The 22,306-nt window shown below is 37.6% G+C and carries 28 protein-coding genes and 1 pseudogene; 16 read left to right on the top strand and 13 right to left on the bottom strand.

The features are described 5' to 3' along the window. Window positions 1-94: 94 nt before the first annotated feature. Window positions 95-757, top strand: a complete 663-nt coding sequence (locus U9M49_RS11220) for a hypothetical protein (RefSeq protein ID WP_095371628.1) — start codon at window positions 95-97, stop codon at window positions 755-757. A gap of 14 nt (window positions 758-771) precedes the next feature. Next, complete coding sequence (locus U9M49_RS11215) at window positions 772-2,046, top strand: efflux RND transporter periplasmic adaptor subunit (protein WP_095371629.1); 1,275 nt, start codon at window positions 772-774, stop codon at window positions 2,044-2,046. A 343-nt stretch (window positions 2,047-2,389) separates the two neighbouring features. On the opposite strand, the gene U9M49_RS11210 is transcribed toward U9M49_RS11215, so the two are convergent. Then, window positions 2,390-3,217: a DUF817 domain-containing protein gene (locus tag U9M49_RS11210; RefSeq protein ID WP_322909826.1), complete on the bottom strand. Its 828-nt coding sequence runs from the start codon at window positions 3,215-3,217 to the stop codon at window positions 2,390-2,392. A gap of 193 nt (window positions 3,218-3,410) precedes the next feature. On the opposite strand from U9M49_RS11210, the gene U9M49_RS11205 reads away from it, so the two are divergent. The 4 genes from U9M49_RS11205 (at window position 3,411) to U9M49_RS11190 (ending at window position 6,082) form a co-directional block, all read left to right on the top strand. Beyond that, window positions 3,411-3,941 carry a hypothetical protein gene (locus U9M49_RS11205; protein ID WP_322909825.1) on the top strand — a complete coding sequence of 177 codons (531 nt, stop codon included), beginning with the start codon at window positions 3,411-3,413 and terminating at the stop codon, window positions 3,939-3,941. Window positions 3,942-4,277: 336 nt separating this feature from the next. Next, on the top strand, window positions 4,278-4,670 hold the full coding sequence (locus U9M49_RS11200) for a hypothetical protein (RefSeq protein ID WP_095371632.1): 393 nt from the start codon (window positions 4,278-4,280) through the stop codon (window positions 4,668-4,670). 154 nt (window positions 4,671-4,824) lie between these two features. Then, complete coding sequence (locus tag U9M49_RS11195) at window positions 4,825-5,088, top strand: DUF3784 domain-containing protein (protein ID WP_095371633.1); 264 nt, start codon at window positions 4,825-4,827, stop codon at window positions 5,086-5,088. A 58-nt stretch (window positions 5,089-5,146) separates the two neighbouring features. Then, window positions 5,147-6,082, top strand: a complete 936-nt coding sequence (locus U9M49_RS11190; RefSeq protein ID WP_095371634.1) for a hypothetical protein — start codon at window positions 5,147-5,149, stop codon at window positions 6,080-6,082. Between the two features lie 2 nt (window positions 6,083-6,084). On the opposite strand, the gene U9M49_RS11185 is transcribed toward U9M49_RS11190, so the two are convergent. Next, a complete protein-coding gene (locus U9M49_RS11185) occupies window positions 6,085-6,285 on the bottom strand; it encodes a hypothetical protein (protein WP_095371635.1) in 201 nt (66 codons plus the stop codon). Between the two features lie 93 nt (window positions 6,286-6,378). Here U9M49_RS11185 and U9M49_RS11180 point away from each other — a divergent pair, with 93 nt between their 5' ends. After that, window positions 6,379-6,729 (top strand): potassium channel family protein, encoded by a 351-nt coding sequence (locus U9M49_RS11180; RefSeq protein WP_095371636.1) that lies wholly within the window; start codon window positions 6,379-6,381, stop codon window positions 6,727-6,729. 11 nt (window positions 6,730-6,740) lie between these two features. On the opposite strand, the gene U9M49_RS11175 is transcribed toward U9M49_RS11180, so the two are convergent. The 6 genes from U9M49_RS11175 to U9M49_RS11150 form a co-directional block, all read right to left on the bottom strand. Then, the gene (locus U9M49_RS11175; protein WP_307318250.1) at window positions 6,741-7,106 is read right to left on the bottom strand and encodes a hypothetical protein; all 366 of its coding nucleotides are present in this window, start codon (window positions 7,104-7,106) and stop codon (window positions 6,741-6,743) included. Between the two features lie 15 nt (window positions 7,107-7,121). Next, window positions 7,122-7,535: a VOC family protein gene (locus U9M49_RS11170; RefSeq protein WP_095371638.1), complete on the bottom strand. Its 414-nt coding sequence runs from the start codon at window positions 7,533-7,535 to the stop codon at window positions 7,122-7,124. 1,037 nt (window positions 7,536-8,572) lie between these two features. Next, entirely contained in the window at window positions 8,573-9,898 is a 1,326-nt protein-coding gene (locus tag U9M49_RS11165; protein WP_095371640.1) for a CitMHS family transporter, read from the bottom strand. A 155-nt stretch (window positions 9,899-10,053) separates the two neighbouring features. Continuing rightward, window positions 10,054-10,752 carry a response regulator gene (locus U9M49_RS11160; RefSeq protein WP_322909824.1) on the bottom strand — a complete coding sequence of 233 codons (699 nt, stop codon included), beginning with the start codon at window positions 10,750-10,752 and terminating at the stop codon, window positions 10,054-10,056. After that, window positions 10,724-12,334, bottom strand: coding sequence for a sensor histidine kinase (locus U9M49_RS11155; RefSeq protein ID WP_322909823.1), 1,611 nt, complete (start codon window positions 12,332-12,334; stop codon window positions 10,724-10,726). Before U9M49_RS11155 ends, U9M49_RS11160 begins: the two co-directional genes overlap by 29 nt. A gap of 110 nt (window positions 12,335-12,444) precedes the next feature. After that, the gene (locus tag U9M49_RS11150; protein ID WP_095371644.1) at window positions 12,445-12,864 is read right to left on the bottom strand and encodes an Rrf2 family transcriptional regulator; all 420 of its coding nucleotides are present in this window, start codon (window positions 12,862-12,864) and stop codon (window positions 12,445-12,447) included. Between the two features lie 154 nt (window positions 12,865-13,018). Between U9M49_RS11150 and U9M49_RS11145 the strand changes: the two genes are divergently transcribed. Next, entirely contained in the window at window positions 13,019-13,651 is a 633-nt protein-coding gene (locus U9M49_RS11145) for an NAD(P)-dependent oxidoreductase (protein WP_322909822.1), read from the top strand. A gap of 455 nt (window positions 13,652-14,106) precedes the next feature. Beyond that, window positions 14,107-15,213 carry a DNA polymerase III subunit beta gene (dnaN, locus tag U9M49_RS11140; RefSeq protein ID WP_322909821.1) on the top strand — a complete coding sequence of 369 codons (1,107 nt, stop codon included), beginning with the start codon at window positions 14,107-14,109 and terminating at the stop codon, window positions 15,211-15,213. Between the two features lie 10 nt (window positions 15,214-15,223). Here dnaN and U9M49_RS11135 read toward each other — a convergent pair whose 3' ends face one another. Continuing rightward, window positions 15,224-15,568 carry a hypothetical protein gene (locus tag U9M49_RS11135; protein ID WP_095371647.1) on the bottom strand — a complete coding sequence of 115 codons (345 nt, stop codon included), beginning with the start codon at window positions 15,566-15,568 and terminating at the stop codon, window positions 15,224-15,226. An 83-nt stretch (window positions 15,569-15,651) separates the two neighbouring features. On the opposite strand from U9M49_RS11135, the gene U9M49_RS11130 reads away from it, so the two are divergent. Further along, complete coding sequence (locus U9M49_RS11130) at window positions 15,652-15,858, top strand: hypothetical protein (protein WP_095371648.1); 207 nt, start codon at window positions 15,652-15,654, stop codon at window positions 15,856-15,858. 20 nt (window positions 15,859-15,878) lie between these two features. Continuing rightward, a pseudogene (locus U9M49_RS22690) lies at window positions 15,879-16,708 on the top strand (alpha/beta fold hydrolase). On the opposite strand, the gene U9M49_RS11115 reads toward U9M49_RS22690, so the two are convergent. Both U9M49_RS11115 and U9M49_RS11110 read right to left on the bottom strand, forming a co-directional pair. Beyond that, window positions 16,705-17,016 (bottom strand): hypothetical protein, encoded by a 312-nt coding sequence (locus tag U9M49_RS11115; RefSeq protein WP_095371650.1) that lies wholly within the window; start codon window positions 17,014-17,016, stop codon window positions 16,705-16,707. The pseudogene U9M49_RS22690 and the gene U9M49_RS11115 overlap by 4 nt on opposite strands. Window positions 17,017-17,107: 91 nt before the next feature. Next, window positions 17,108-18,154, bottom strand: coding sequence for a LysM peptidoglycan-binding domain-containing protein (locus U9M49_RS11110; RefSeq protein WP_095371651.1), 1,047 nt, complete (start codon window positions 18,152-18,154; stop codon window positions 17,108-17,110). Between the two features lie 386 nt (window positions 18,155-18,540). Between U9M49_RS11110 and U9M49_RS11105 the strand changes: the two genes are divergently transcribed. Continuing rightward, entirely contained in the window at window positions 18,541-18,690 is a 150-nt protein-coding gene (locus U9M49_RS11105; protein ID WP_281203165.1) for a hypothetical protein, read from the top strand. A 47-nt stretch (window positions 18,691-18,737) separates the two neighbouring features. Here the strand turns inward: U9M49_RS11105 and U9M49_RS11100 are convergent, their stop codons facing one another. Next, window positions 18,738-18,962 carry a hypothetical protein gene (locus tag U9M49_RS11100; RefSeq protein WP_095371652.1) on the bottom strand — a complete coding sequence of 75 codons (225 nt, stop codon included), beginning with the start codon at window positions 18,960-18,962 and terminating at the stop codon, window positions 18,738-18,740. Between the two features lie 44 nt (window positions 18,963-19,006). After that, on the bottom strand, window positions 19,007-19,894 hold the full coding sequence (locus U9M49_RS11095; protein WP_095371653.1) for a helix-turn-helix domain-containing protein: 888 nt from the start codon (window positions 19,892-19,894) through the stop codon (window positions 19,007-19,009). A gap of 286 nt (window positions 19,895-20,180) precedes the next feature. Here U9M49_RS11095 and U9M49_RS11090 point away from each other — a divergent pair, with 286 nt between their 5' ends. The 4 genes from U9M49_RS11090 to U9M49_RS11075 all read left to right on the top strand — a co-directional run bounded on the left by U9M49_RS11090 (window position 20,181) and on the right by U9M49_RS11075 (window position 22,298). Beyond that, window positions 20,181-21,131 (top strand): rhodanese-related sulfurtransferase, encoded by a 951-nt coding sequence (locus U9M49_RS11090; RefSeq protein WP_322909818.1) that lies wholly within the window; start codon window positions 20,181-20,183, stop codon window positions 21,129-21,131. A 150-nt stretch (window positions 21,132-21,281) separates the two neighbouring features. After that, entirely contained in the window at window positions 21,282-21,533 is a 252-nt protein-coding gene (locus U9M49_RS11085; RefSeq protein ID WP_322909817.1) for a hypothetical protein, read from the top strand. A gap of 3 nt (window positions 21,534-21,536) precedes the next feature. Further along, window positions 21,537-21,890, top strand: a complete 354-nt coding sequence (locus U9M49_RS11080) for a hypothetical protein (protein ID WP_307318264.1) — start codon at window positions 21,537-21,539, stop codon at window positions 21,888-21,890. 3 nt (window positions 21,891-21,893) lie between these two features. Further along, window positions 21,894-22,298, top strand: a complete 405-nt coding sequence (locus U9M49_RS11075; protein WP_322909816.1) for a hypothetical protein — start codon at window positions 21,894-21,896, stop codon at window positions 22,296-22,298. Window positions 22,299-22,306 lie beyond the last annotated feature (8 nt).

Here is a 22,306-nt window from a genome sequence, read left to right as displayed (position 1 = left end):
TTCGTGCCTTAATGGTACCTTTAAACTATTCAAATATATGATTTTTCAGTTACAATATAAATAGACTAGAAATTTTTGGCTTGGGGGACATAGTATGAGTGAACGAGTACCTCTTTTCCGTGGATTGAAACAGCCGCAATTTGTCGCTTATCAATTGGGAAAAGAGGAGGAAGTTGTCGGTTTATGGAAACCGGTTGTTTGGCTTACTTTAGCGAGTATCATTATTGCAGGCATTTCAGCTTTTTTCGGTATAGGTAGTGAGTATGTTTCAAGATCATTGCCGGATTTAACGAGGAGTGGATATGAAGCCTATCAAACTTTTTTTGCTGTGGGACAGGTAACATGGGGACTCATCTGGATATTATTAGCTATCTTTATTCCTTCACTCTTTTTTTGGACCATATTAGAAGTAGATTATCGTAAATTATTATTTGTACAACTGATTATTACGATGATATTTTTAATAGAAAAATTAGTTTTCATTCCAGTACATTTGTTTTTAGGAATCAGTGCTGAATCGAATATATTTTCACTAGGAATTATCGCCCAAACGTTTACTTCGATTGAGCTCATTATATTCTTTCTAGCCAATATTACGTTATTCAAAGTATGGGCTATCATTCTTACATATAAGTATTATCGCCACTTATCTGAGCGATCCCCACGTTTTATTATTTGGACTTTAATAGGTTTTTATTTATTTGTTGCAGTTATATCATCCTTACTTTCATACATTAAATTCGAAAATATTATTTAAGAAGGGGTTCTCTCATGAAGCTGAAATGGAAGCTTTTGATAGCAGCAGTGATTACGTTATTCATTGCTTTGAATATCACACTTATATTTACAAGTGAAAAAGAGATTAACCGCGTAAACTATATTTCAAAATGGACCGTTGCCAACGAACAGGATTTAATAGAAACGCTACCTGTTGCTGGTATGTTTATGCCAAAGGAAGAGCAGTTTTTCTACCACGATCAAGATAAAGGGAGTTTTCAGGGCTTTCTTGTGGAAAAAGGTCAGGCAGTAGAACCAGGAACAGCCGTACTTGAATATTCCCCACAAAATATTAATGAAACAAAGAGTGCTTTTCAAATGGAAATCGATCGTCTCAATCAGGAAGTGGCGAGTTTAGATCAGCATATTTCTCAGATGGAACAGTTACTTGCCACATCAAACACAATGCCAGCTTCGTCAACAGGTACGAGTCAGCAATTGCAGACCCCAAATGATGATTCAATTATTGTACAAGTAGAGCCCTTTGATAGCACAGCGTATATACAACAATCGATCGCTCGCGATATAGAGAATAAAGAATTGGATAAAAGTAAGTTGGAAAGTGAAGTCGAGAAATACGAAGAAATGCTAACCGCAGCTGATTCAAGCATGATAGAACTCACTGCAGAAAGCATGATTTCAGGAACGGTAAAGGAACTAAAGCATACGCTTGAAAATCCGATTCTCACAATCATCTCTAACGAGCAAAAAATCGAAGGGGAATTAACAGAGGATGAAGTGCAACAAATCTTACCGGGCATGAAGGTCCTGATTACTTATGAAAATAGTAATAAACAATTAGAAGGGACTATTGATACCGTTTCCGTATATCCAGAAGAAACACCAGAGATTGGCAAGGAGAATAGCTACTTGTATACGGTACAATTAACCGAGCCAGAAGATGGAACAAGCGTTTTTGGCCAGCATGTCAACGTAAAAATCGTTACCAATGAAGTACAGGGAGCAACGACTGTTCCCGTAAAAACGATTAAACACACAGATAAAAAACAAGTGAGTTATATCCTTGGTGCTGGAGGTTATGTCGAACGAAGACAGTTGGATACAGGGATGAAACTCGACCATACAGTAGAGGTACAAAAGGGAGTAGAAGCAGGAGAACTAATTGTACTCGACCGTCCACTACTAATCAAATCTAACCACCCGTTCATTACACCACTCTCGCCAACCAAAAACACAAAGGCCAGCTACGGGGCTATGTCAGGTATGGAGATCTTTAAAACAATCTCTAAAGGATTTTTATCTAGATAAATTGGAGGCACGAGCAAATTTTTTTGTTCGTGCTTTTTCGTGGTACCAGCGGGTTCTAAAAAGGGAGGTTGGCAAAATAAAATAAGTCAAGAGGTAAAGAAAGATAAAGCCAAGCGGGTAGACTGATCAAGTGGAATGGGAATGAGCACATAATATGAGTCGAAATTAGCAGGAAGTATGAGTGAATAGGTAATACTCACACGAGCGGGTACAAAATGAGTAAGAAGTATGGCAAATTAGGAATGCCCACACAAGAGGGTACCAAATGAGCAGGAAGTGTGGGCAAACAGGGAATGCCCACACAAGTGGAAACAAAATGATTAAGAAGTGTGAGCAAATATGTTTAGTTTTCTCCTAATCTGTTAGAGTGAAGTGATTCATAATCATCCACTTTTAATCGGAGGGTAGGTTGCTTTTCCTTCACTCTTTTCAAAGTCGCGACAATCAGAAAACTCACGATAACAAGTAAGAGCCATGAACTTACTTTTCCTAAATGAACTAAACTCCATGCTTCTGTTTGGTTTGGATATTGCCACGCCCCAAAGTAGGTGGCAATATTTTCAGCAATCCAAATAAAGAAGCCGATGAGTACAAACGAGAGGGCCAGTGGCATATGGTAAAACTTGTGACCAACTTTATACGCTACCGCAGTCCTGAAGAATACAACTATTACAGCCGCGCCCAACCACCAACGTATATCAATCCAGAAATGATGAGTGAAAAAGTTTAAATAGATAGCTGTAGCGAGTGGCACTGACAATATAAAAGGTGGCCATTTGATCAATTTAACATCTAGTCTTCGCCAAGCCTGACATAAATAACTCGCCACACTTGCATACATAAAGCCACTATACAAGGGAACCCCGAAAACCTTCGAGTAAGCTTCCTCTGGATAAGCCCATGACCCCATATGTACTTTGAAGATCTCCAATGCCAACCCAATGATATGAAAAAGAGTGATGACTTTCAACTCATCTTTCGTTTCAAGTCCAGAGCGAATCATTAACCACTGAGTCACTATACAAATGAGCAGGAGCCAATCGTATCTTGGTAAGAGAGGGAGGGGGATGATCTGCGTAATCGCCAATGATGCAAAAATAACAACTGGAAAAATACAAGATAACGCCTGTGACCAACCAAATCGTACGAGCTGTTGTATGGAAAAAAACATGAATGGATACCTCCGAATTTTATTAATGTTACTTTAACAGGTTATTTATTGTTTTTCAATAAAAAAATAATGAAATAAGAAAAATAATTATTCTTTTGCTGCGTACTTAACTAGGTTCAACAGCGTATCTGATAATGGAAGATTCTACTGAATCACATCAAGAAAGACAAAATTTATTGAGCATGAATCCGACTTGCGCGTAAAACATGGTAGATTGACAAGCGCAATTGCGCGCAAAGCTAGAATATGCGCAAAAGTGAAAGGAAGTCTGAGAAGAATTGCGCGCAAAGCTAGAATACGCGCAAAAGCGGAAGGAAGTCCGAGCAGAATTGCGAGCAAAACCAAAATACGCGCAAAAGTGAAAGGAAGTCTGAGCAGAATTGCGCGCAAAACCAAAATACGCGCAAAAGCGGAAGGAAGTCTGAGCAGAATTGCGCGCAAAACCAAAATACGCGCAAAAGCGAAAGGAAGTCTGAGAAGAATTGCGCGAAAAGCCAAAATACGCGCAAAAGCGAAAGGAAGTCTGAGAAGAATTGCGCGAAAAGCCAAAATACGCGCAAAAGCGGAAGGAAGTCCGAGGAGAATTGCGCGCAAAACCAAAATACGCGCAAAAGCGAAAGGAAGTCTGAGAAGAATTGCGCGAAAAGCTAGAATACGCGCAAAAGCGAAAGGAAGTCCGAGCAGAATTGCGAGCAAAACCAAAATACGCGCAATACATCAATAGATACATTCGTTCTTTTGCATGAAAGCAGTAAATCACATTACAAAAGGAAAGTTATCTGCCAAAACACCTAGCCTAAAGTAAGTACAGATTCACTGAGGTGAAGCGACCGACATGATAAAACTACTCACAATATCTTCATCTATTTAATTCAATCCATTCCCGCAAAAATAGGGGTTCTGTGCTCACCGAGATTTCATTATAACGGTGTATCAAGTACACGAAACGATCAATTGTTCCTTGCTCTGCATAATCAGTTATTGTAAAGTAAACTTAACATTTAATATGGATAAACAAATGCATGATTATCTAGATTGTTTTGAAAGGGAAGTGGGGAAGATGGTAGGTAAAGCGAAAGAAAATCGTTATCTGTACTTAAGTTTAGGTGTGTTACTAACTATTTTAGGTATTTATTTTTCTTATGAAGATTTTGCTCGAGGGGAGTTTGTTGATTCTGTCATGATCTTGGCATTGGGTGTGAGTCAACTTTTCTTTGCATATTTATCTCCGCATATTTTTCCTAGGGATGAACGAGCAAAAGCAATTATTGGTAAGGCAATGACTGCGAATTATTTTATTTTGTTTGTTGTTATTTTGATATTATTCTTAATTACTGGACAAGGGTCTTTAGGTATGTGGCAATTGAGCGCGAACCAAGTATTAATTATCCTTTTCAGTATAATGATTATTGCGATTCCTGGGACAATGGTTGTTTTTACGAGATTGATGTAAAAAAGAGAAAGAAATTCCCATATTTAAATGAACTTCAGGTGAATTCAGTTCATCGGGAGGCACCAATCTAATAAAATGAGTTCGGTTCGTCGATCGTTTAATCTTTTCTCTTTCTCATTAAATCAGTATTTAGTTAACTTTTGACTGCTTCGCTATTGCTCTATCAAAAGGAAAAGGTGCATGGTTAATTGCGGGTTTTAATACAATGTCGGATAGTGAGAAAGCTAAATACAATCGGGTCGCTTTGTGTAAATTCATGAGCAAGGTAATCTATGGTATCTGTTTAAGCCTCCTATTATGGGCATTAAGTGATCTATTGAAATTAACTTGGCTCTATATACTAGGTATGGTTCTATTTGTAGCCCTTCTTCTTTTTACCATCATTTATGCTAACACAGGAGATCGTTTTAAGAAATGAAACTTTATTCCATTTAAAACGTAAAGATATCATTAGAACCTTTCCAAGGGGGATGGCAATGTTTCAGAATATTAATGAGCGTTTGGCTAAAACGAAGGATAATCAAAGAAAGAAACAAAAATACGAAATGCATATAGAACGTCTGACGGACCATATTCGAGAAGAGGGCCTGAAGAAGGAACAATTACAAATTCAGTTAGAAAAAGAAAAAGAAGATGTGAAAAAGCTAGAAGGATTTAGTTTAACAAACATTTTCTATACGATTACAGGCCAAAAACTTGAGAAGTTAGATAAAGAACAACAAGAAGTGTTAGCGGCCAAATTGAAATATACAGAAGCGATTGAAGCGATTGATGATATGAATGCAGAGCTTATTGAATATAAAGGGAAGTGGCAAGAAGTTGCCGATGCAGATGTACAATATAAGTCATTATTAAAAGAAAAAGAGCGAATGATTCACTCTCATGATGAGATGGGAAGTAAGCGATTATTTGATTTGGCAAATGAAGAAGCGGAAGTGCACGCGAATTTAAAGGAATTTGAAGAAGCGATTGAAGTTGGTAGCAGGACAGTAAGAGCATTTGATCAAGCTTTAGATTCACTCTCTTCGTCAAAAAGTTGGTCCACTTTTGATATGTTCGGTGGCGGAGCCCTTTCTACTGCGATGAAGCATAGCCATTTAGATCAGGCGAAATCAGCGATCCATATTGCACAACGGTTGTTAAGACAGTTCCAAGAAGAGCTTTTGGATATAGACAACCATTTTTCCTCTCAACATGAGATCGGTAATCTGTTAACCTTTGCTGATTATTTCTTCGACGGTATCATTGTTGATTGGGTCGTTCATGGAAAGATTAATGATAGTTACGACGAGACAGAGAAAACAAAAAGAAAAGTGCAGGCAGTGCTTCATCAAATTAGGGGTGAAAAAGATGTCATGCAGAATAAACTACAGGAAATAGAGAAAAAGCGTATGCAAATATTTGAAAGGTAACGTTATAGGTCTCTTCTATTGTGTTTTTGCACATACATTGCACTTGTTTGATTCGCATATTGGCCAATAATACTAGCGATGCATATGAATAACCCTCCAACAAAAAAACCGACAAGATAATATCCGATAAAGAAGAGTACAAAAGAGGAAACAAGTGAGGCGATCAAAATTAAGATGATAGCAATTTTGAATTTTTCTTTCATCTGTATTTCACTCCTTATGACTAATAGGTAAAGAGTATAAAAATGAATGTTGATACAAACTAATAAGGAAATCAATAGAAAGGACAAGAGTGGATGATTTCCTTAGTTATCACAATAGGCCGACTGCTGTCGGCAGTGTATAGAGCAATGAAGGAACCTGTATTTAAATCGTTATTAACAACTCTGCTATTTATTCTTTTTTCTGGTACGATGTTTTATCACAATCAAGAGGGGTGGAATTGGATTGATTCTTTTTATTATGCATTTGTCAGTCTTATTCCTTCCAGTGTAAATACAGGTCTAGTGCCAGATACAACAATAAGTAAATGGTTTACGATTCTTTATTTAGTCGTAGGTGTAGGAGTAATGCTGATGCTATTAGTAACAATTGGGCAAGCTGTCATCAAATTCGAAAAGAAGGAAGATCAAAAACGTCACAAATAAGCATGGCGTTTCTAGTTAGCTGTTATAATTTTCTCCTGTTTCATCTCTTTCCACTCTTTATATATATTGATGGAGGCAATGATGCTTGAAAACCAGAAGAGATAACCATCAAAAGAAAAGCCGATTTGAGATTTCCCCCCTAGAAAAGTGAATAGACTCATTAAAAAGATCATATAAAGAAAGGAAATGATTTGATCTTTCAAACTGTAGGCATGTTTGTCCAGATACCCCTTCCCAATTAGGGTGCCAATTAACAAAAGAAGTAAAATGCCTTGTGGTATTGTCTCTGCTACGATACTTTTAGGAAAATAATCAGCAAAGAAAAGAACGGTGAATAATATGAGAGTCAGACTATTTAATACAGTTATCCATTTCATTTCATCATCCCTCAATTAAGACCAAGCTGGATTCCATACAACTTCCCAAAGATGTCCATCCGGATCTTGAAAATATCCAGCATATCCGCCCCAAAAAGTCTCATGCGCATCCTTTGTAATCGTCGCACCTGCTTCTTTTGCACGCTGCATGATTGTATTTACTTCTTCCTTACTACTCACATTGTGACCAAGTGAACACTCCGTGGCACTAGCTGGCCCCTGCTGAATATGAGCATCATGAGCCAAATCCTCCCGTTTCCATAATGCCATTTTCAAACCTGGTTGTAAGTCAAAAAAAGCGACAGCACCATGTTCATATTCTGTACCAGCAATTCCGTCTGTTGGAAATCCAAGACCATGATGATAAAAATAAACAGCCTTCTCTAAATCATCGACTCCTAGTGTAATCACAGTGATTTGAGGTTTCATGCACATCACGTCCTCTACTAGATTAATAGTAAGATTTTTCTTAATTGTACTAAAAATGGATAAAGGAAACAATAAAAGATAGATGATAAATGGAATTGAAAAAAAGAATTATTAGATGTGAAAGTGATTTTTACTATCATTTCACCCTCGGACTCTTTCAAATAGAAAATAATATAATGTCGTCTAAACACCGTTTTTTTCTAAGATAAGTAGCGCAAAAGCGAGAATCACGACTAAAAAAAGCAGAGAGGAAAAGATAAGTAGCGTAAAAGTAAGAATCGCGACTAAAAAAAGAAGAGAGGAGAAGATAAGTAGCGCAAAAGCGAGAACCGCGACTAAAAAAAGAAGAGAGGAGAAGATAAGTAGCGCAGTAGCGAGAATCACGACTAAAAAAAGAAGAGAGGAGAAGATAAGTAGCGCAAAAGCGAGAACCGCGACTAAAAAAAGAAAAGAGGAAAAGATAAGTAGCGCAAAAGCGAGAATCAGGACTAATAAAAGAAGAGAGGAAAAGATAAGTAGCGCAAAAGCGAGAACCGCGACTAAAAAAAGAAGAGAGGAGAAGATAAGTAGCGCAAAAGCGAGAACCGCGACTAATAAAAGAAGAGAGGAGAAGATAAGTAGCGCAAAAGTGAGAATCGCGACTAATAAAAGGAGAAAGGAAAAGATAAGTAGCGTAAAAGCGAGAACCGCGACTAATAAAAGGAGAAAGGAAAAGATAAGTAGTGCAAAAGTGAGAACCGCGACTAATAAAAGAAGAAAGGAAAAGATAAGTAGCGCAAAAGCGAGAACCGCGACTAATAAAAGAAAAGAGGTTTATGGAGAATTGACCACAGCGAATATATGAGATTCAACTAGCTCAGATTCGTTATAAATGCGATAAATTTGTCCAGTTTCATCATGATATGTCCGCATTGCCAAAACTGTTGACGATAAAATGGTTGGATGCATTGAAAACAGATCAAAGGTTAGTCATTTAATTAGAAAATCGCTACTAACAAACAAGCAGAACTTGCAGATTAGTAGCGAACGAATCATATTTATATCACACCAATGACTACAGCAGTTAGAACGAGCACAATACTTAGTCCCCAAAGCCAGAAGAGAGAATAGCGTAAATGTTTGCCCATCTCTAGGCCAGCAAGACCTAGGGCAAGCCAAACAGCTGGAGCAAGTGGACTGACAAAGGTACCAACAATATTACCAATAATCATAGCATAAGCTGTTGATAAAGAGGCGACTCCGTATGTGGCTGCAATTTGATCAACTACTGGTAATAAAGCAAAGTAATATGCATCAGTACTCAACACTAGATCAAAAGGAACACCAAATATTCCAACGATAATATGGACAAATGGGCCAATAAAGGCAGGTAGAATACTAGCTGCATCCTCAGCAATAGCTGTTAACATACCGGTTCCGTTGAGAACACCTAAAAATAGACCTGCTGCGATGATAATGGATGCCATTGTCATTGCTCCTGGTGCATGAGCTTTAACTCTCGCCATTTGCTCATCGACTGTTCTAAAGTTAATAGGTAAGATGATACTAACACCAATTAAAAAGGCCAGTCCTGCAGGGATAATACCTGATACGAGAACCCCTAAGACGAGCAGGGCTAAGATTGCATTGACCCAAATTAGCTTGGGTCTAGCGAGGTGATTTGCCGCTGCCTTTTCTGCTTCTTGATCATGGAAGTCTTCAGCAACTTCAATCGCAGCAGCTGCTTCTAAGGAACCATACATTTTTGTAATACGTTTCTTCTCCCTTATACCCATATAAACAGCCAATGAGAGTATTAATAATAATCCAATTAATTGGATAGGAATAAGCGGCTTCCAAAGCTCCGTTACATCCATTTCTAATACCGACGCTGTTCTTCCTAATGGGCCGGCCCAAGGAATCATATTGACAATCCCTGCACTTCCCGCAATTAACAGAAGTAATAGGTAAGGATTCATTTTTAATCGTTTGTACAGAGGTAATAGTGCAGGAATGGTTAATAAAAATGTTGATGCACCTGAGCCATCTAAGTGAGCAACTGTTGCGACCAATACAGTACCGACCGTTACAGCGATAATATTTCCATTTGAAAAGGAAACAAGCTTATTAATTAACGGATCAAATAGGCCAACATCTTGTAATATACCAAAGAAAATAATAGCAAACATAAACATGACTGCGACGTTAATAACAGAACTTATACCGCTTTCAAAAAATCCCCCAACCTCAGCAAAACTATATCCTGCAAGCATAGCGCCGATAATTGGTGGAATCACCATCGCAACAATCGGACTGACTTTTCCACTAATCAGTAAAGCGACAATAATTATAATTGTAATAATACCTATTAAACTCAAACTCAATTTTTTCCTTCCCCTCTTCGTTCATTCATTGATGAATGCGTTTTCAAATATCATAAAAATAAGATTAGTATGAAAATAACACGAGGAGAAAAAAGAAAGAATATTTTGTTCATAATCTGAATATTATTCTTTCTTATCTATTTTGTTCATAAGTTTCATGAACAGATCACGTATTTTCTTTGTGGTCGACCGACACTACCGTAAATGAGTCGCGTCTCTACCCGATTCATAGATACGAGATATTCTAAATATCTACGAGAGGTTGAGCGACTTATACCAGTTTGCTCACTTAATTCAACTGCTGTTAAACCTTCTTCTACTAACCCTTCAAACAAGTGTAGGATCTTTTCTAGCGTAATCGCATCAATGCCCTTTGGGAGTAATTGCTCTTCTTCCACATGGGTAGGATGAATATGAAATACGTTTGTTAGTTCATCCACTTGTTCTTGATCTAATTGCTCATCTGACCATAGTTGTCTAAAACGTTCATAGCGATTTAAACTTTGGAGGAGTCGATCCATACTAACGGGTTTCACTACATAATCAAATACCCCTGCTCTTAATGCGATTCTAACAGAGTGGGCTTGTTTTTCAGCACTAATAATAATGATATCAATGGATGGATAAAGCGAACGTATTTTCCAAAGTAATGACATACCCTCCACATCAGGAATATATATATCTAGAAAAATAACATCAATTTCATGAGCATTCTTTTCTAAATAAAGTAGTGCATCCGCAGCGCTTCGAGCAACCTCTTTAACGGAGAATTGATGATTTTGCTCAATATAACTTTTGTTAATATCTGCTACTCGGAAATCATCTTCAATGATGAATACGTGGTATTTTTCCATCCTTACTCTTTCCCTTCTTTGGTAAAATAATGATAAAACTCGTTCCACTATTTTCCCCACTTTCTACAAGAATCTCGCCGTCTACGTCGTTAATCATTTTTTTAGAAATAGCTAAGCCTACCCCACGATAGTCGCCTTCTTTCATCGTAAATCCTTGATCAAAGATTTTCTCCAGCAACTTGTCTTCAATGCCAGTACCTGAATCTTGAACCTCGAAAACACAATCATTTCCGATATCTGTAAAATAAATACTTACTTCGCGCACGCCATTTTTTTGGCCTCTTACAGCTTCTAAGGCATTTTCAATAATATTCCCTAGTGCTGTTAAAATAGCATTCTGTCTTTCTAGCGAAAATGATATCATCATTCTACTCTCTTCATGGATCGTCATCTCGATGCCCCACTCATTTGCCTGATTGTACTTACCTTGTAATAATGCTTGCAATAGGGGATCAGCAATCCTTTTCGTTAAGAAATTTAGGCGGGTCATTTGCGAATGATTTTCTTTACGAATAAAGGACATCGCTTTTTGCGTTTCATTATTTTGTAATAGTCCAAGAATGATATGCATTTTGTTAGAAAATTCATGGGTGAATGCCCTTTGCGCATGAGCATATTGTTTAATTCGACTCAATTCTTTGACTACGCCTGCTAACTCTGTTTTTTTCCTAAAGGTATAAACGGCCCCAGGCTGTTCTCCTTGAAGGGAGACTCCGTTTAGGAGAATAATCGTCTCACCTAATATTAATTCTTGATCACGAATAAGTCCTGTTATCTGCTGAGGAACTGGCAGTAATGCGCGAATCTCGCGCCCTATAAATTCGCTTTCTTCGGCATCTGTCCCGATAATCTCTCTCGCGTTCTTATTAACGGCAGTGATGTGTCCTAAATGATCAACAGCGATCATTCCTTCATGTGTGGACTGTAGAATCGCTTTATTTTGATAATATAATTGAGAGATCTGCTCCGGCTCCATATGAAATAATATTCTTTTTATGTAGTTAGTAATTAAAACGGCCCCAGCCATACCTAATAAAATCGCTAATACGAGTGCAACGAATAGTGGTTTGCTCTTATCTTGAATAATTTCTTGAATATTCCCGTTGAGAAAACCAACGGAAACGACACCAATGATTTCCCCATCCTTTTTAATCGGTACTTTCCCCCGAATAGATAATCCCAATGTTCCCTCTTTTTTAGATTGATAAGATTCACCGTTCAAAATCGCCCGTTTATTATCGCCGCCAACCATTTTTTTCCCAATAAAATCAGGGTTAGGGTGAGAATATCTAATGCCATCTCTATTGCCAACAACAATAAACTCAGCTCCTGATGCCTCTTGAATAGGTGTAATGATTTTCTGAATGGTAGAAGCGGGATTACTTAGCTCAAAGGCATCCTGAATTTCAGGTATATTGGCAACTGTATGTGCTAAGCTTAACGCTTTTTGTCCTGTTTGTTCTTCAACCATATCGGATAGGTAGCGAAATAAATAAATAGTAAAAATCAAAAATACAAGCAAAATGAGTAAGCTAATTAAAGCAATCATTTTTCCTTTTAAGCCAAAGTTTTTCCACTTCATCTGCTCCGCCCCTACTGAATTTGTAATAGTGAAAATAATGATATTATAACACGAGATAGTCGTTACTTTAACAAATAGAAAGCGCCCGAAAATGGACCTCGGGGCGCCTTCTATTTATTATCAATTTCCCTTACAACATCTTCAAGCGTCACATTTAAAAGAACCTTTTCCATGGCAAGCTGTGCTGAGATAAAAATAGGTTCTATCGTTTGTTGAATATTTCTCCCTACAAAACAATCAGGGTTCGGTTGGTCATGGAGACTGAATAACTCATTTTCCGAAACGACTTCAACGGCTTGATAGACGTCAAGTAGAGTAATGTCTGCTAAGCCTTTTTTAAGTTTAGCCCCAGCTTTCCCAGGGTGGACTTCAACGAGATCGGCTTTTTTCAGCATCCCGATAATTTTGCGAATGACGGCTGGATTTGTATTGACACTGCCTGCTATCGTTTCAGAGGTATTAATCTCTTTATTTAATTCAAGTAATGTTAATATATGAATTCCCACAGCAAATCGACTGCTTATGGTCATGTTTATCACCTTTCTTTAAAAGGAAGAATCATAGTGAATATTATTATACCGCAATCACAAGAAAAGGAAAAAGGTGAGAATTGACAAAAAAGACACCTGTAACTATAATGATTACATGTAATCAACTCAATTACAACAAGGAGGTATTTTTATTATGAAAATAGCTATTATCGGGGCTAGTGGAAAAGCAGGTCAATTCATTTTGGATGAAGCAGTAGCCAGAGAACATGAAGTAACGGCAATCGTAAGAAATGCAGGAAGAATAAATAATAGCCAAGTAGAAGTGATAGAAAAAAACATTTTCGATATACAAGCTAAGGACGTAAAAAAATACGATATCATTGTGAATGCTTTTAAATCACCTCAAGGCCAAGAGGAACAACATGTGGAAGCAGGCAAAGTACTGATTGATGCGCTAAAAGGTCAGCAATCTAGGCTAATCGTTGTTGGTGGTGCAGGCAGTCTATATGTAGACGAAGAAACCCGTTTATATGAAACAGCAGATTTTCCTAAAGCTTACCTGCCAACTGCTACACAAATGGGGAAAGATTTAGCGCAACTTCAAAACAGCCAAAACGTCAACTGGACATATATCAGCCCAGGTGCTTTCTTCGACGCAGAAGGTAAACGAAGCGGAAGCTATCAAAAAGGAAAAGATAAACTATTCTTCAACAATCAAGGAGATAGTTATATAAGCTATGCAGACTTTGCTATCGCTGTCCTTGATGAAGCTGAACAAGGCAAACATTTAAATGAACGCATTGCTGTTGTTGGCGATAGAGCATAAAGGAATCGAGAACAATGAACTTACCCCTTCTATATAGATGGGGTATTTTTTATGAGCAAATGAAGATGCGAACACAAGAGAGGAGAAAAAACAAAATAGCCCAGGTTAGTCCTGAAATAAGTGAATTCAAGTTGTAGGGTGTGTATGGAGCTTATCCTCTTTTCCTAGGTGTTTAAATTGATTTTCCAACATACGGACGTGAAAGTAGAGGTGCTTGGGCGCAAATCACTAGTTGTACGTATATAAATAAATCCAGCTCATCTCAATAGCGAAAACTCATCACATACTCATAATCCCGCTGCTTAAAACCCTGTTATTTTTATTGTAAGTGAACAAGTATCTTTCATTATAATTCCCCTGTTCTGGCGATAAAAATTAGTACTTACTGGCAGGATTCGACATGTTTCTACCGAATGTATAGCCTAGACATAGCGATAAAGTGAGGAAAGAATAACATGGAATTAACCATTTGTAAGTCTACATTGCAGGGCATACTAAAAAATATTAGTAAGGTGTTAAAAAATAGTCAATCTCCTATGAAAATAATTGTAAACAGTCATCAAGTCACGTTCATTGCTGGAAATGAAGATGTGCTTATGGAAATAAATATACCCTCCGAAACGGACGAGGGACTCATCATTAAACGCACAGGCTCTGTTATTATTTCTGCCAAATACTTTTCTGATATTATTAAGAAGTTACCAGCCAATATACATATTTACTTGAGTGAGCATAGTACGATTAACATTCAATCAGAAGAAATTCATACAAGAATTTTCGCTTTAACAAACGTAAAGACACTAAATATTCCTGATGTGCCAGCAGAAGGGGTTCTTTCATTGAATGCAGCAGAACTTCATACGCTCATCCGGCAAACAGTGTTTGCTGCTGCTGTTCATGACAATCGTCCGGTCTTAACGGGTGTTAAAATCGTTGCTCGTCATGGCGAGCTCACTTTCATAAGTACAGATGCTCATCGTTATTCTATTAGTTCATTGACGATACCTTCACAGTTAGAAACAGAAATGATTGTTCCAAGTGAAAGTCTACTTGAATGGTCGAAACTTAGCTTACATACAGAGGAAGAGGTTACATTATCACTTTCTAAAAACCATCTAGCTTTGAAAAGTAAACATTGTCATTTTTATATAAGACTGATAGAAGGACGATATCCGGCCACAAGTGATTTTATTCCAAAGCAAAAGGTCAGTTCTTTTCATATCCATACTGAAACCTTTTTACATGGAATTGAGCGAGCAGCACTCTTTTCGGATGCTAAAAAGAATCATCATATTAAATTACAAATACAAAATGGGAGACTGCGGATATCTTCCAATGCCAAACAAATAGGCAGGATTGAAGAATGGCAACCAATTGAAGAGTTATCAGGGAAAGGTGATGTAGAAGTATTTCTTGATAATCACTTTTTATTAGATTATTTGCGCGTAATAGATGATGAATATATTTGCTGTACATACAGTGGAACGATGAAGCCCGTTTTATTTGAACCAGTGAAGGGTTCTCATTTCCAACATCTGATATCGCAAGTGCGATCTTTTTAAGAAATCATGTTCATTTACCTTTTAATAACCAAAAACCAACCAATATCACTACAATTCCGAACCCTGTCCGAAGAGTAGGTGTTTCTTTAAAAAAGAGGTAGCCAATGATTAGACTAACAAGAATCTCAATCCCTTTAGAGGCGATGAGGGAAAAAGAAAGGTTATCGACATGTTTGCTTAAAAACTTTACACCATAGCCAATCATTAAACTGGCAGCAATAAATAAAGGAACAAGTTTAATATAGTACCAAAGTGTAGAAAGAAAAAAGGTATCAATGTGCTTCGTTTGATAGGCATAAATGCCGTTGATAATAAATAATCCACAAACCATCAATAGAATCGCTAAGAATATCATATGTTGAGCTCCCTATATAAAAAGAATACTTTAGTTTGCTCAGTTTGTTATTTAATTATGTGTTTGAGTAAGGAGGGATGAAAATGCAAAAAGACAAGGTGAAATTACTTATATTATTATTAGGAAGTGTGTTTATTATGGGTGCTGCGATGGTTATTATGCTCAAAATATATAACCAACATGTCGAAAATGAACAGATTATTGAGCGCTGTTATGAGGAGTCAGGTGACCGATCATTAACGATTGAGAAAAACGGTGTATTTTCAGAAGTATCTTGCAAGTATCATTAAAGTAGGGATGGTGGAGAAGGATGTGGAAAAGAAAAATGCTCCAAACCCAAAGAGGTGTGTTTGAAATCTTTCAAAAGGGAGTTGGAAAGCCTTTATGCGTTGCGCATCTTTATGCCGTCTTTAATGAAACAGGAGACTATTTTGCTGATACATTCTCTAAGCGTTTTTGCGTAACGTTAATAAATATACGCGGGGTGGGAGAATCAGAGCAAGCTCATGAGCCATATGAATATAGTATGGTAGATAGCGTATTAGATATAGAGGCAATAAGAGTAGCATTAGGGTATGAAAGATGGATTTATGCCGGTCATTCAACAGGTGGAATGATTGGCCTTCTTTATGCACTGCTTCATCAGTCTTCGTTAGAATCACTTGTTATTGTGGGTTCAGCAGCAAGAGACTACACAGAGTCCTCAGCATGCATCTATAATGAAAACATCCCAAATTTGCTGAAATGCAACAGTATCAATTTGCATTAACTCAGCCAAATGTAACTGCAATAGATAAAGAACAGTTAAAAAAGAAACGTATCCAGCTTTCTCTATTTGAACCCGAAAAATACACCCAATATTTTACGGGCAACATATGTAAGGATATGTCAGGGGTGAGGTTGGATTTTTTCAGTAGAGAAGCCGTTCTTTTTGATATAACAAGGAAATTAAAGCAAATCAACATACCGACGAACATTTGTTGTGGACGTTATGATGTCCAGTGCCCGGTTGAGTATTCGAAGGAAATCCACCAAGAAATACCCCAATCACAGCTATTTATTTTTGAAAATAGCAATCATTATCCATTTTTGGAGGAGAAAGACTTATTCCAGAAAGTAATCGTTCAAGCCTTGAATTAATGACGGTACATCTCACTTTCTTCGGAAATATTCACTCGAAAACGAAAGAAAATACCTCCAAGAAGTGTAATGACAACTAAAGTCCAAGTAAGAAAAAAGACGGTTCCGATTGTTGAAAAATCAATTAGATAATTCGTTGTTCTCACTTGGTACATCACAGAAAACAGAGGAAAAGAGACGGCACCGAAAAGTAAAATCAATAGACTTAATCGTGTAGCTGTTTTTCGATAGAGCTTTGAAAAGATCAGTAGAAAACTAATTAAAAGCAATATCAATGTCATGATGCTAATAAACATAAAGATACTCAATTCGATTCACCTCTTTTAGAAATTGAAAGGGGGTGAATTGACATGGACCCCCCTTTTATTTATTTACCATTGACGGTAAAGATAAACTTGTTTAATAAAGTCGCTTGAAACTATCAAAATGTTTGCTCCAATAAGGGTTGTCTAAGCTGGTGATCATAACACCACTTGATGAAGCATGGATGAATTGATTATTTCCGATATAAAACCCTAAGTGAGAGATTCCTTTTTTATAAGTACCCTCAAAGAAAACAATATCACCCGGTACAGGGTCGTTTACATAATACGAACGGCTAAAATAACCCTCGGCGTTTGTTCTCGCAATGTTTGTTCCTGTTTGCTTCAGTACGTAATAGATAAATCCACTACAATCAAACCCACTTGGCGTCGATCCGCCCCAAACATAGCGCGTATTTAAGTGCTTCTTAGCCTCATTAATTATGGCAGCGGCATTTCCTGAGATATTGTCATTTGTTGGATTAGACGGCTTCGTCTCTGTATCCTTACCAGCATTATTACTGGTTACATATAATTTTTTTCCGGCAAAAATTAAATCAGAACTTAACTGATTCCACTTTTTTAAATTGCTAACAGTCGTGTTTGTCTTTTTAGCGATGCCACTTAGTGTGTCTCCAGGCTGAATAACATATGTATCCTTCTTGGAATTGGAATTCCCGCTACTTCCATTTGAACCGCTTGATGGTTTGGAAGAAGCATTTCCAGAATTACTTGAGGATGAACCATTCACTTTAAGTGCTTGTCCTGGGAAAATGAGATCGCCTTTTAAATTATTGAGATCTACTAAAGCTTTAACAGTCATATTATGTTGGCGTGCAATCTTAGATAAAGTATCTCCTGACACCACTTTATATGTACCTGAACTAGACTGATTAGAAGAATTATTCTCTTTTGCAGGTGCTGAGTTTTCACTAGAGACAATGAGCTTTTGGTTAATTTGTAAGAAGTCTGAGTTTAAATCATTCCATTTTTTTAGCTGAGAAACAGATGTATTGTATTTCTTAGCTATATCCCATAATGTATCTCCTTGTTTTACAGTATGAGTTGAGTCAGCGGACGCTTGAGCGGCAAAAGCAGAGGAAACGACAGCAATCGTGGCCATCGACACCATATGTTTTTTCACGTCTAGTAATCTCTCCTTTACTCCAAGATTTCGTCAATTCTATCATAATATCGTCTATAGAATTATATTTTTTACAACCTTTTACAAAATAAGATGAAAAAACATTATTTTCGAGGACTTTCGACTTGGTTCTTGAAACATACGACATAATGTGACAGCTTATGATAAAGTTCTTGTCGAAGAAAAATGTCGACTATCATCGAATGAGCAGACATATGTCAAATGATGTTGAAAAATGGGGGTAAATTAGGTGGAAGGATATATTTATTTAAATGCTTCCATATAAGTATATTTACAAAAACGGAAATTTTTTGACAATTTAATATTGATTCATATTGGGAATTTTAGTATAATATTCCTAAGAAATACTAGGAGGATAGTTTGGTTTGGATGCAGAAAACCCTATTAATCTACTAGAATTATTATTGAAGGCGCACGAAAATGGAATGAGTCAAGGGGATGTAGATGTAGAGAAATATGTCGAACAATTGGCAGTGGATCTTAAACACTTACTAAGCCCACGGCGTTCCTTTTAACAAGAAAAAGCACCTTCTGGCGGGAAAGTGCTTTTGCTCAAACCTTATTAATGTTGGGTAGGTAGTGGTGCACCATGTTGAGTCGGCAGCGGTTCAGCGCCATGTTGAGTTGGTAGTGGTGAAGATCCGTGTTGAGTTGGAAGCGGCTCAGCACCGTGCTGAGTAGGAAGTGGTTCAGCGCCATGTTGGGTCGGTAGCGGTTCAGCTCCAACAAATCCTCCGAAAGCAACCATTGAAAGTGCAACAACTGATGCAGAAACGAATTTTTTCATTTTCCTTTCTCCTTTCAATATAGAAATATCTTACAATACAAATATTAACACTTTTCTAATAATTTATCTAGCTCTATCCCTACTAATTTGGCAAATTTTTCATCATTTTGTAGTAAAAAGATAGATTTTGCCCGATTAATATACTCCGTACCTATATCTATCTCACCAATTTTGATGTAACTTTCGCCCGATTGGAAGTAAAATTCCCCAAATAAATAGAGAATCTCATTATTAATGCAATAATTAATCCCTAAATTACTATATTTCAACGAGTCCTCATAATTATTCATTGCTGCTAATGTTTGTGACAGCCCATACAAAATCCGCAATTTCACTTTCGGATCCAATATATGCGGAAGCGAATCCAAATTATCTAACGCATCCTCAAACATATTAGAAGCAAATATGAAGTCCTTTTCTTCAAGTTTAATAATCGCTAAGCTCGTAAGAATTTCAATTTCGTTCTCTGTCAGTCTACTTCTATCAGGGTTCGTTAAATCGATTGCTTGATAAAGGAGTTTTACCGCATCATCCTCATTTTGGTGTAAATAATACTCACAAATCCCCTCATGCCAAAGCATAAATTGCATAGAAATTCGCTGCTTAAATAAAGGGTTGTCCCTCTCTTGTTCAATAATCCCATAAATCGCTTGATAATCACGTTCACGCTTATACTTCTTAATTAATAAAAAAACAGCCGTAACATAATTGAAGGTACTTGATGATGCATAGTCAATGAAATGGCTGACTTCTACATTCAACCGTTCAGCCAATTCATATAACTGATCTAATGTTGGATACTTCTTGCCTTTTTCATATTCGATGATTTCTTCTGACGAACAAATTCCTTGTGCTAAATCCTCAATTGATAGTTTTTTAAATTGACGAAGATCGCTGAGAATTTCTCCAAAACTTACTGGTGCAAGGCTCATAAACATACCTCCTTTTCCTTTTATAATAAGTAAATTTTGTATATTTATCAATAATTTTAAATGTTCAGATATAGGTAAAATTAAGTATTTTTTCGATTTTTTATATTAAGTATGAAATTATATTGCGGTGGATAAACTGTTAGTCGGGTAAGAATACCAAAAAAAGGTCAATAAATCGACATTATTTCCTAGCGTTTTTTTGTTATAATACTGTCAGTAAGAAAATGGTGTAAAAAACCTATTGAACCATTATATCTTGCAAATATAAAAAGAATAGGTGAAGAAAATGGAAGAAAAGAATAACTATCGCGTATTGTTATACTACATGTACGTACCAATTGAAAACGGAGAAGAGTTCGCGAATGAACACAAAGCATTTTGTAACGAACTAGGATTAAAAGGCCGTATTTTGATTGCAGATGAAGGAATTAATGGGACTTGTTCAGGAACTGTAGAACAAACAAACCGCTACATCGAGCATATGAAAGCAGACCCACGTTTTGCTGATATGATTTTCAAAATCGATGAAGCAGATGAACATGCGTTTCCAAAAATGAAAGTACGTTATCGTCCAGAGCTAGTTACTCTTCGATTAGAAGACGATATCAATCCAAATCAATTAACAGGTAAACATTTAAGTGCGAAGGAATTCTACGAGAGCTTAAATGATGAAAATACAGTTGTTTTAGACGCAAGAAATGATTATGAATATGACTTAGGTCACTTCCGTGGTGCCATTCGCCCAGATATTACAAACTTCCGCGACCTCCCTAAATGGGTAAGAGATAATAAAGAATTGTTAGGCGAGAAGAAAATTGTCACTTATTGTACTGGTGGTATTCGTTGTGAAAAATTCTCTGGCTGGTTACTTCAAGAAGGCTTTAAAGATGTCGGTCAACTGAATGGTGGTATCGTCACTTACGGAAAAGATCCCGAAGTTCAAGGCGATCTATGGGATGGCCAATTATATGTATTCGATGAAAGAATCGCAGTACCCGTCAACCGCAAAGAACATGTAGTTGTAGGGAAGGATTACTATTCTGGTGAGCCATGTGAACGTTACGTCAACTGTGCCAACCCAGAATGTAACAAAAAAATCCTTTGTTCTGAGGAAAATGAACACAAACATTTACGTAGCTGTTCCGAAGAATGCCGTTCACACCCACGCAACCGCTACATCGCAGAGCACGGGTTAACTGAAGAAGAAGTTAAAGAAAGATTAGCAGTATTATCATAATTAATGGAACCCCCGCAGGCTTTGGTCTATGGGGGTTTTTGTGTTTTTGGAAAAGGTATTTGTGTAGGTGCGTAATTGATTGATATATGTAAATGAAAGTTGATTTGGGGTAAATATTGCGCGCGAAAGAGAAAGGGAAGAAAGCAGGAATTGTTCGTAAATGGTGGATACGCGCAAAAGGGAAAGGAAAGAAAACCGGAATTGCGCGCAACAGGCAGATACGCGCAAAAGAGAAAGGAAAGAAGCCGGGAAATGCACGTAACAGGTGGATACGCGCAAAAGGGAAAGGGGAGAAAGCAGGAATTGCGCGCAACAGGCAGATACGCGCAAAAGAGAAAGAAAAGAAGCAGAGAAATGCGCGTAACAGGTGGATACGCGCAAAAGAGAAAAGAAAGAAAGTAGGAAATGCGCGTAAAAGGCGGATACGCGCAAAAGAGAAAAGAAAGAAAGCAGGAAATGCGCGTAAAAGGCGGATACGCGCAAAAGAGAAAGGAAAGAAACCGAGAAATGCGCGTAACAGGCAGATACGCGCAAAAGAGAAAGGAAAGAAGCCGAGAAATGCGCGTAAAAGGTGGATACGCGCAAAAGGGAAAGGGGAGAAAGCAGGAATTGCGCGCAACAGGCAGATACGCGCAAAAGAGAAAGAAAAGAAGCCGAGAAATGCGCGTAACAGGCAGATACGCGCAAAAGAGAAAGGAAAGAAGCCGAGAAATGCGCGTAACAGGCAGATACGCGCAAAAGAGAAAGGAAAGAAGCTGAGAAATGCGCGTAACAGGCAGATACGCGCAAAAGGGAAAGGAAAGAAAACCGGAATTGCGCGCGATAGGCAGATACGCGCAAAAGAGAAAGAAAAGAAGCCGAGAAATGCGTGTAACAGTCGGATACGCGCAAAAGAGAAAGGAAAGAAGCCGAGAAATGCGCGTAACAGGCAGATACGCGCAAAAGGGAAAGGAAAGAAAACCGGAATTGCGCGCGATAGGCAGATACTCGCAAAAGAGAAAGAAAAGAAGCCGAGAAATGCGCGTAAATGGTGGATACGCGCAAAAGGGAAAGGAAAGAAGACGGGAATTGCGCGCAACAGGCAGATACGCGCAAAAGAGAAAGGAAAGAAGCCGAGAAATGCGCGTAACAGGCAGATACGCGCAAAAGAGAAAGGAAAGAAGCTGAGAAATGCG

It is taken from the genome of Cytobacillus sp. OWB-43 (assembly GCF_034651445.1).
Taxonomy (GTDB): Bacteria; Bacillota; Bacilli; order Bacillales; family Cytobacillaceae; genus Cytobacillus; species Cytobacillus kochii.
This window is presented reverse-complemented; position numbering and strand designations above follow the sequence as displayed.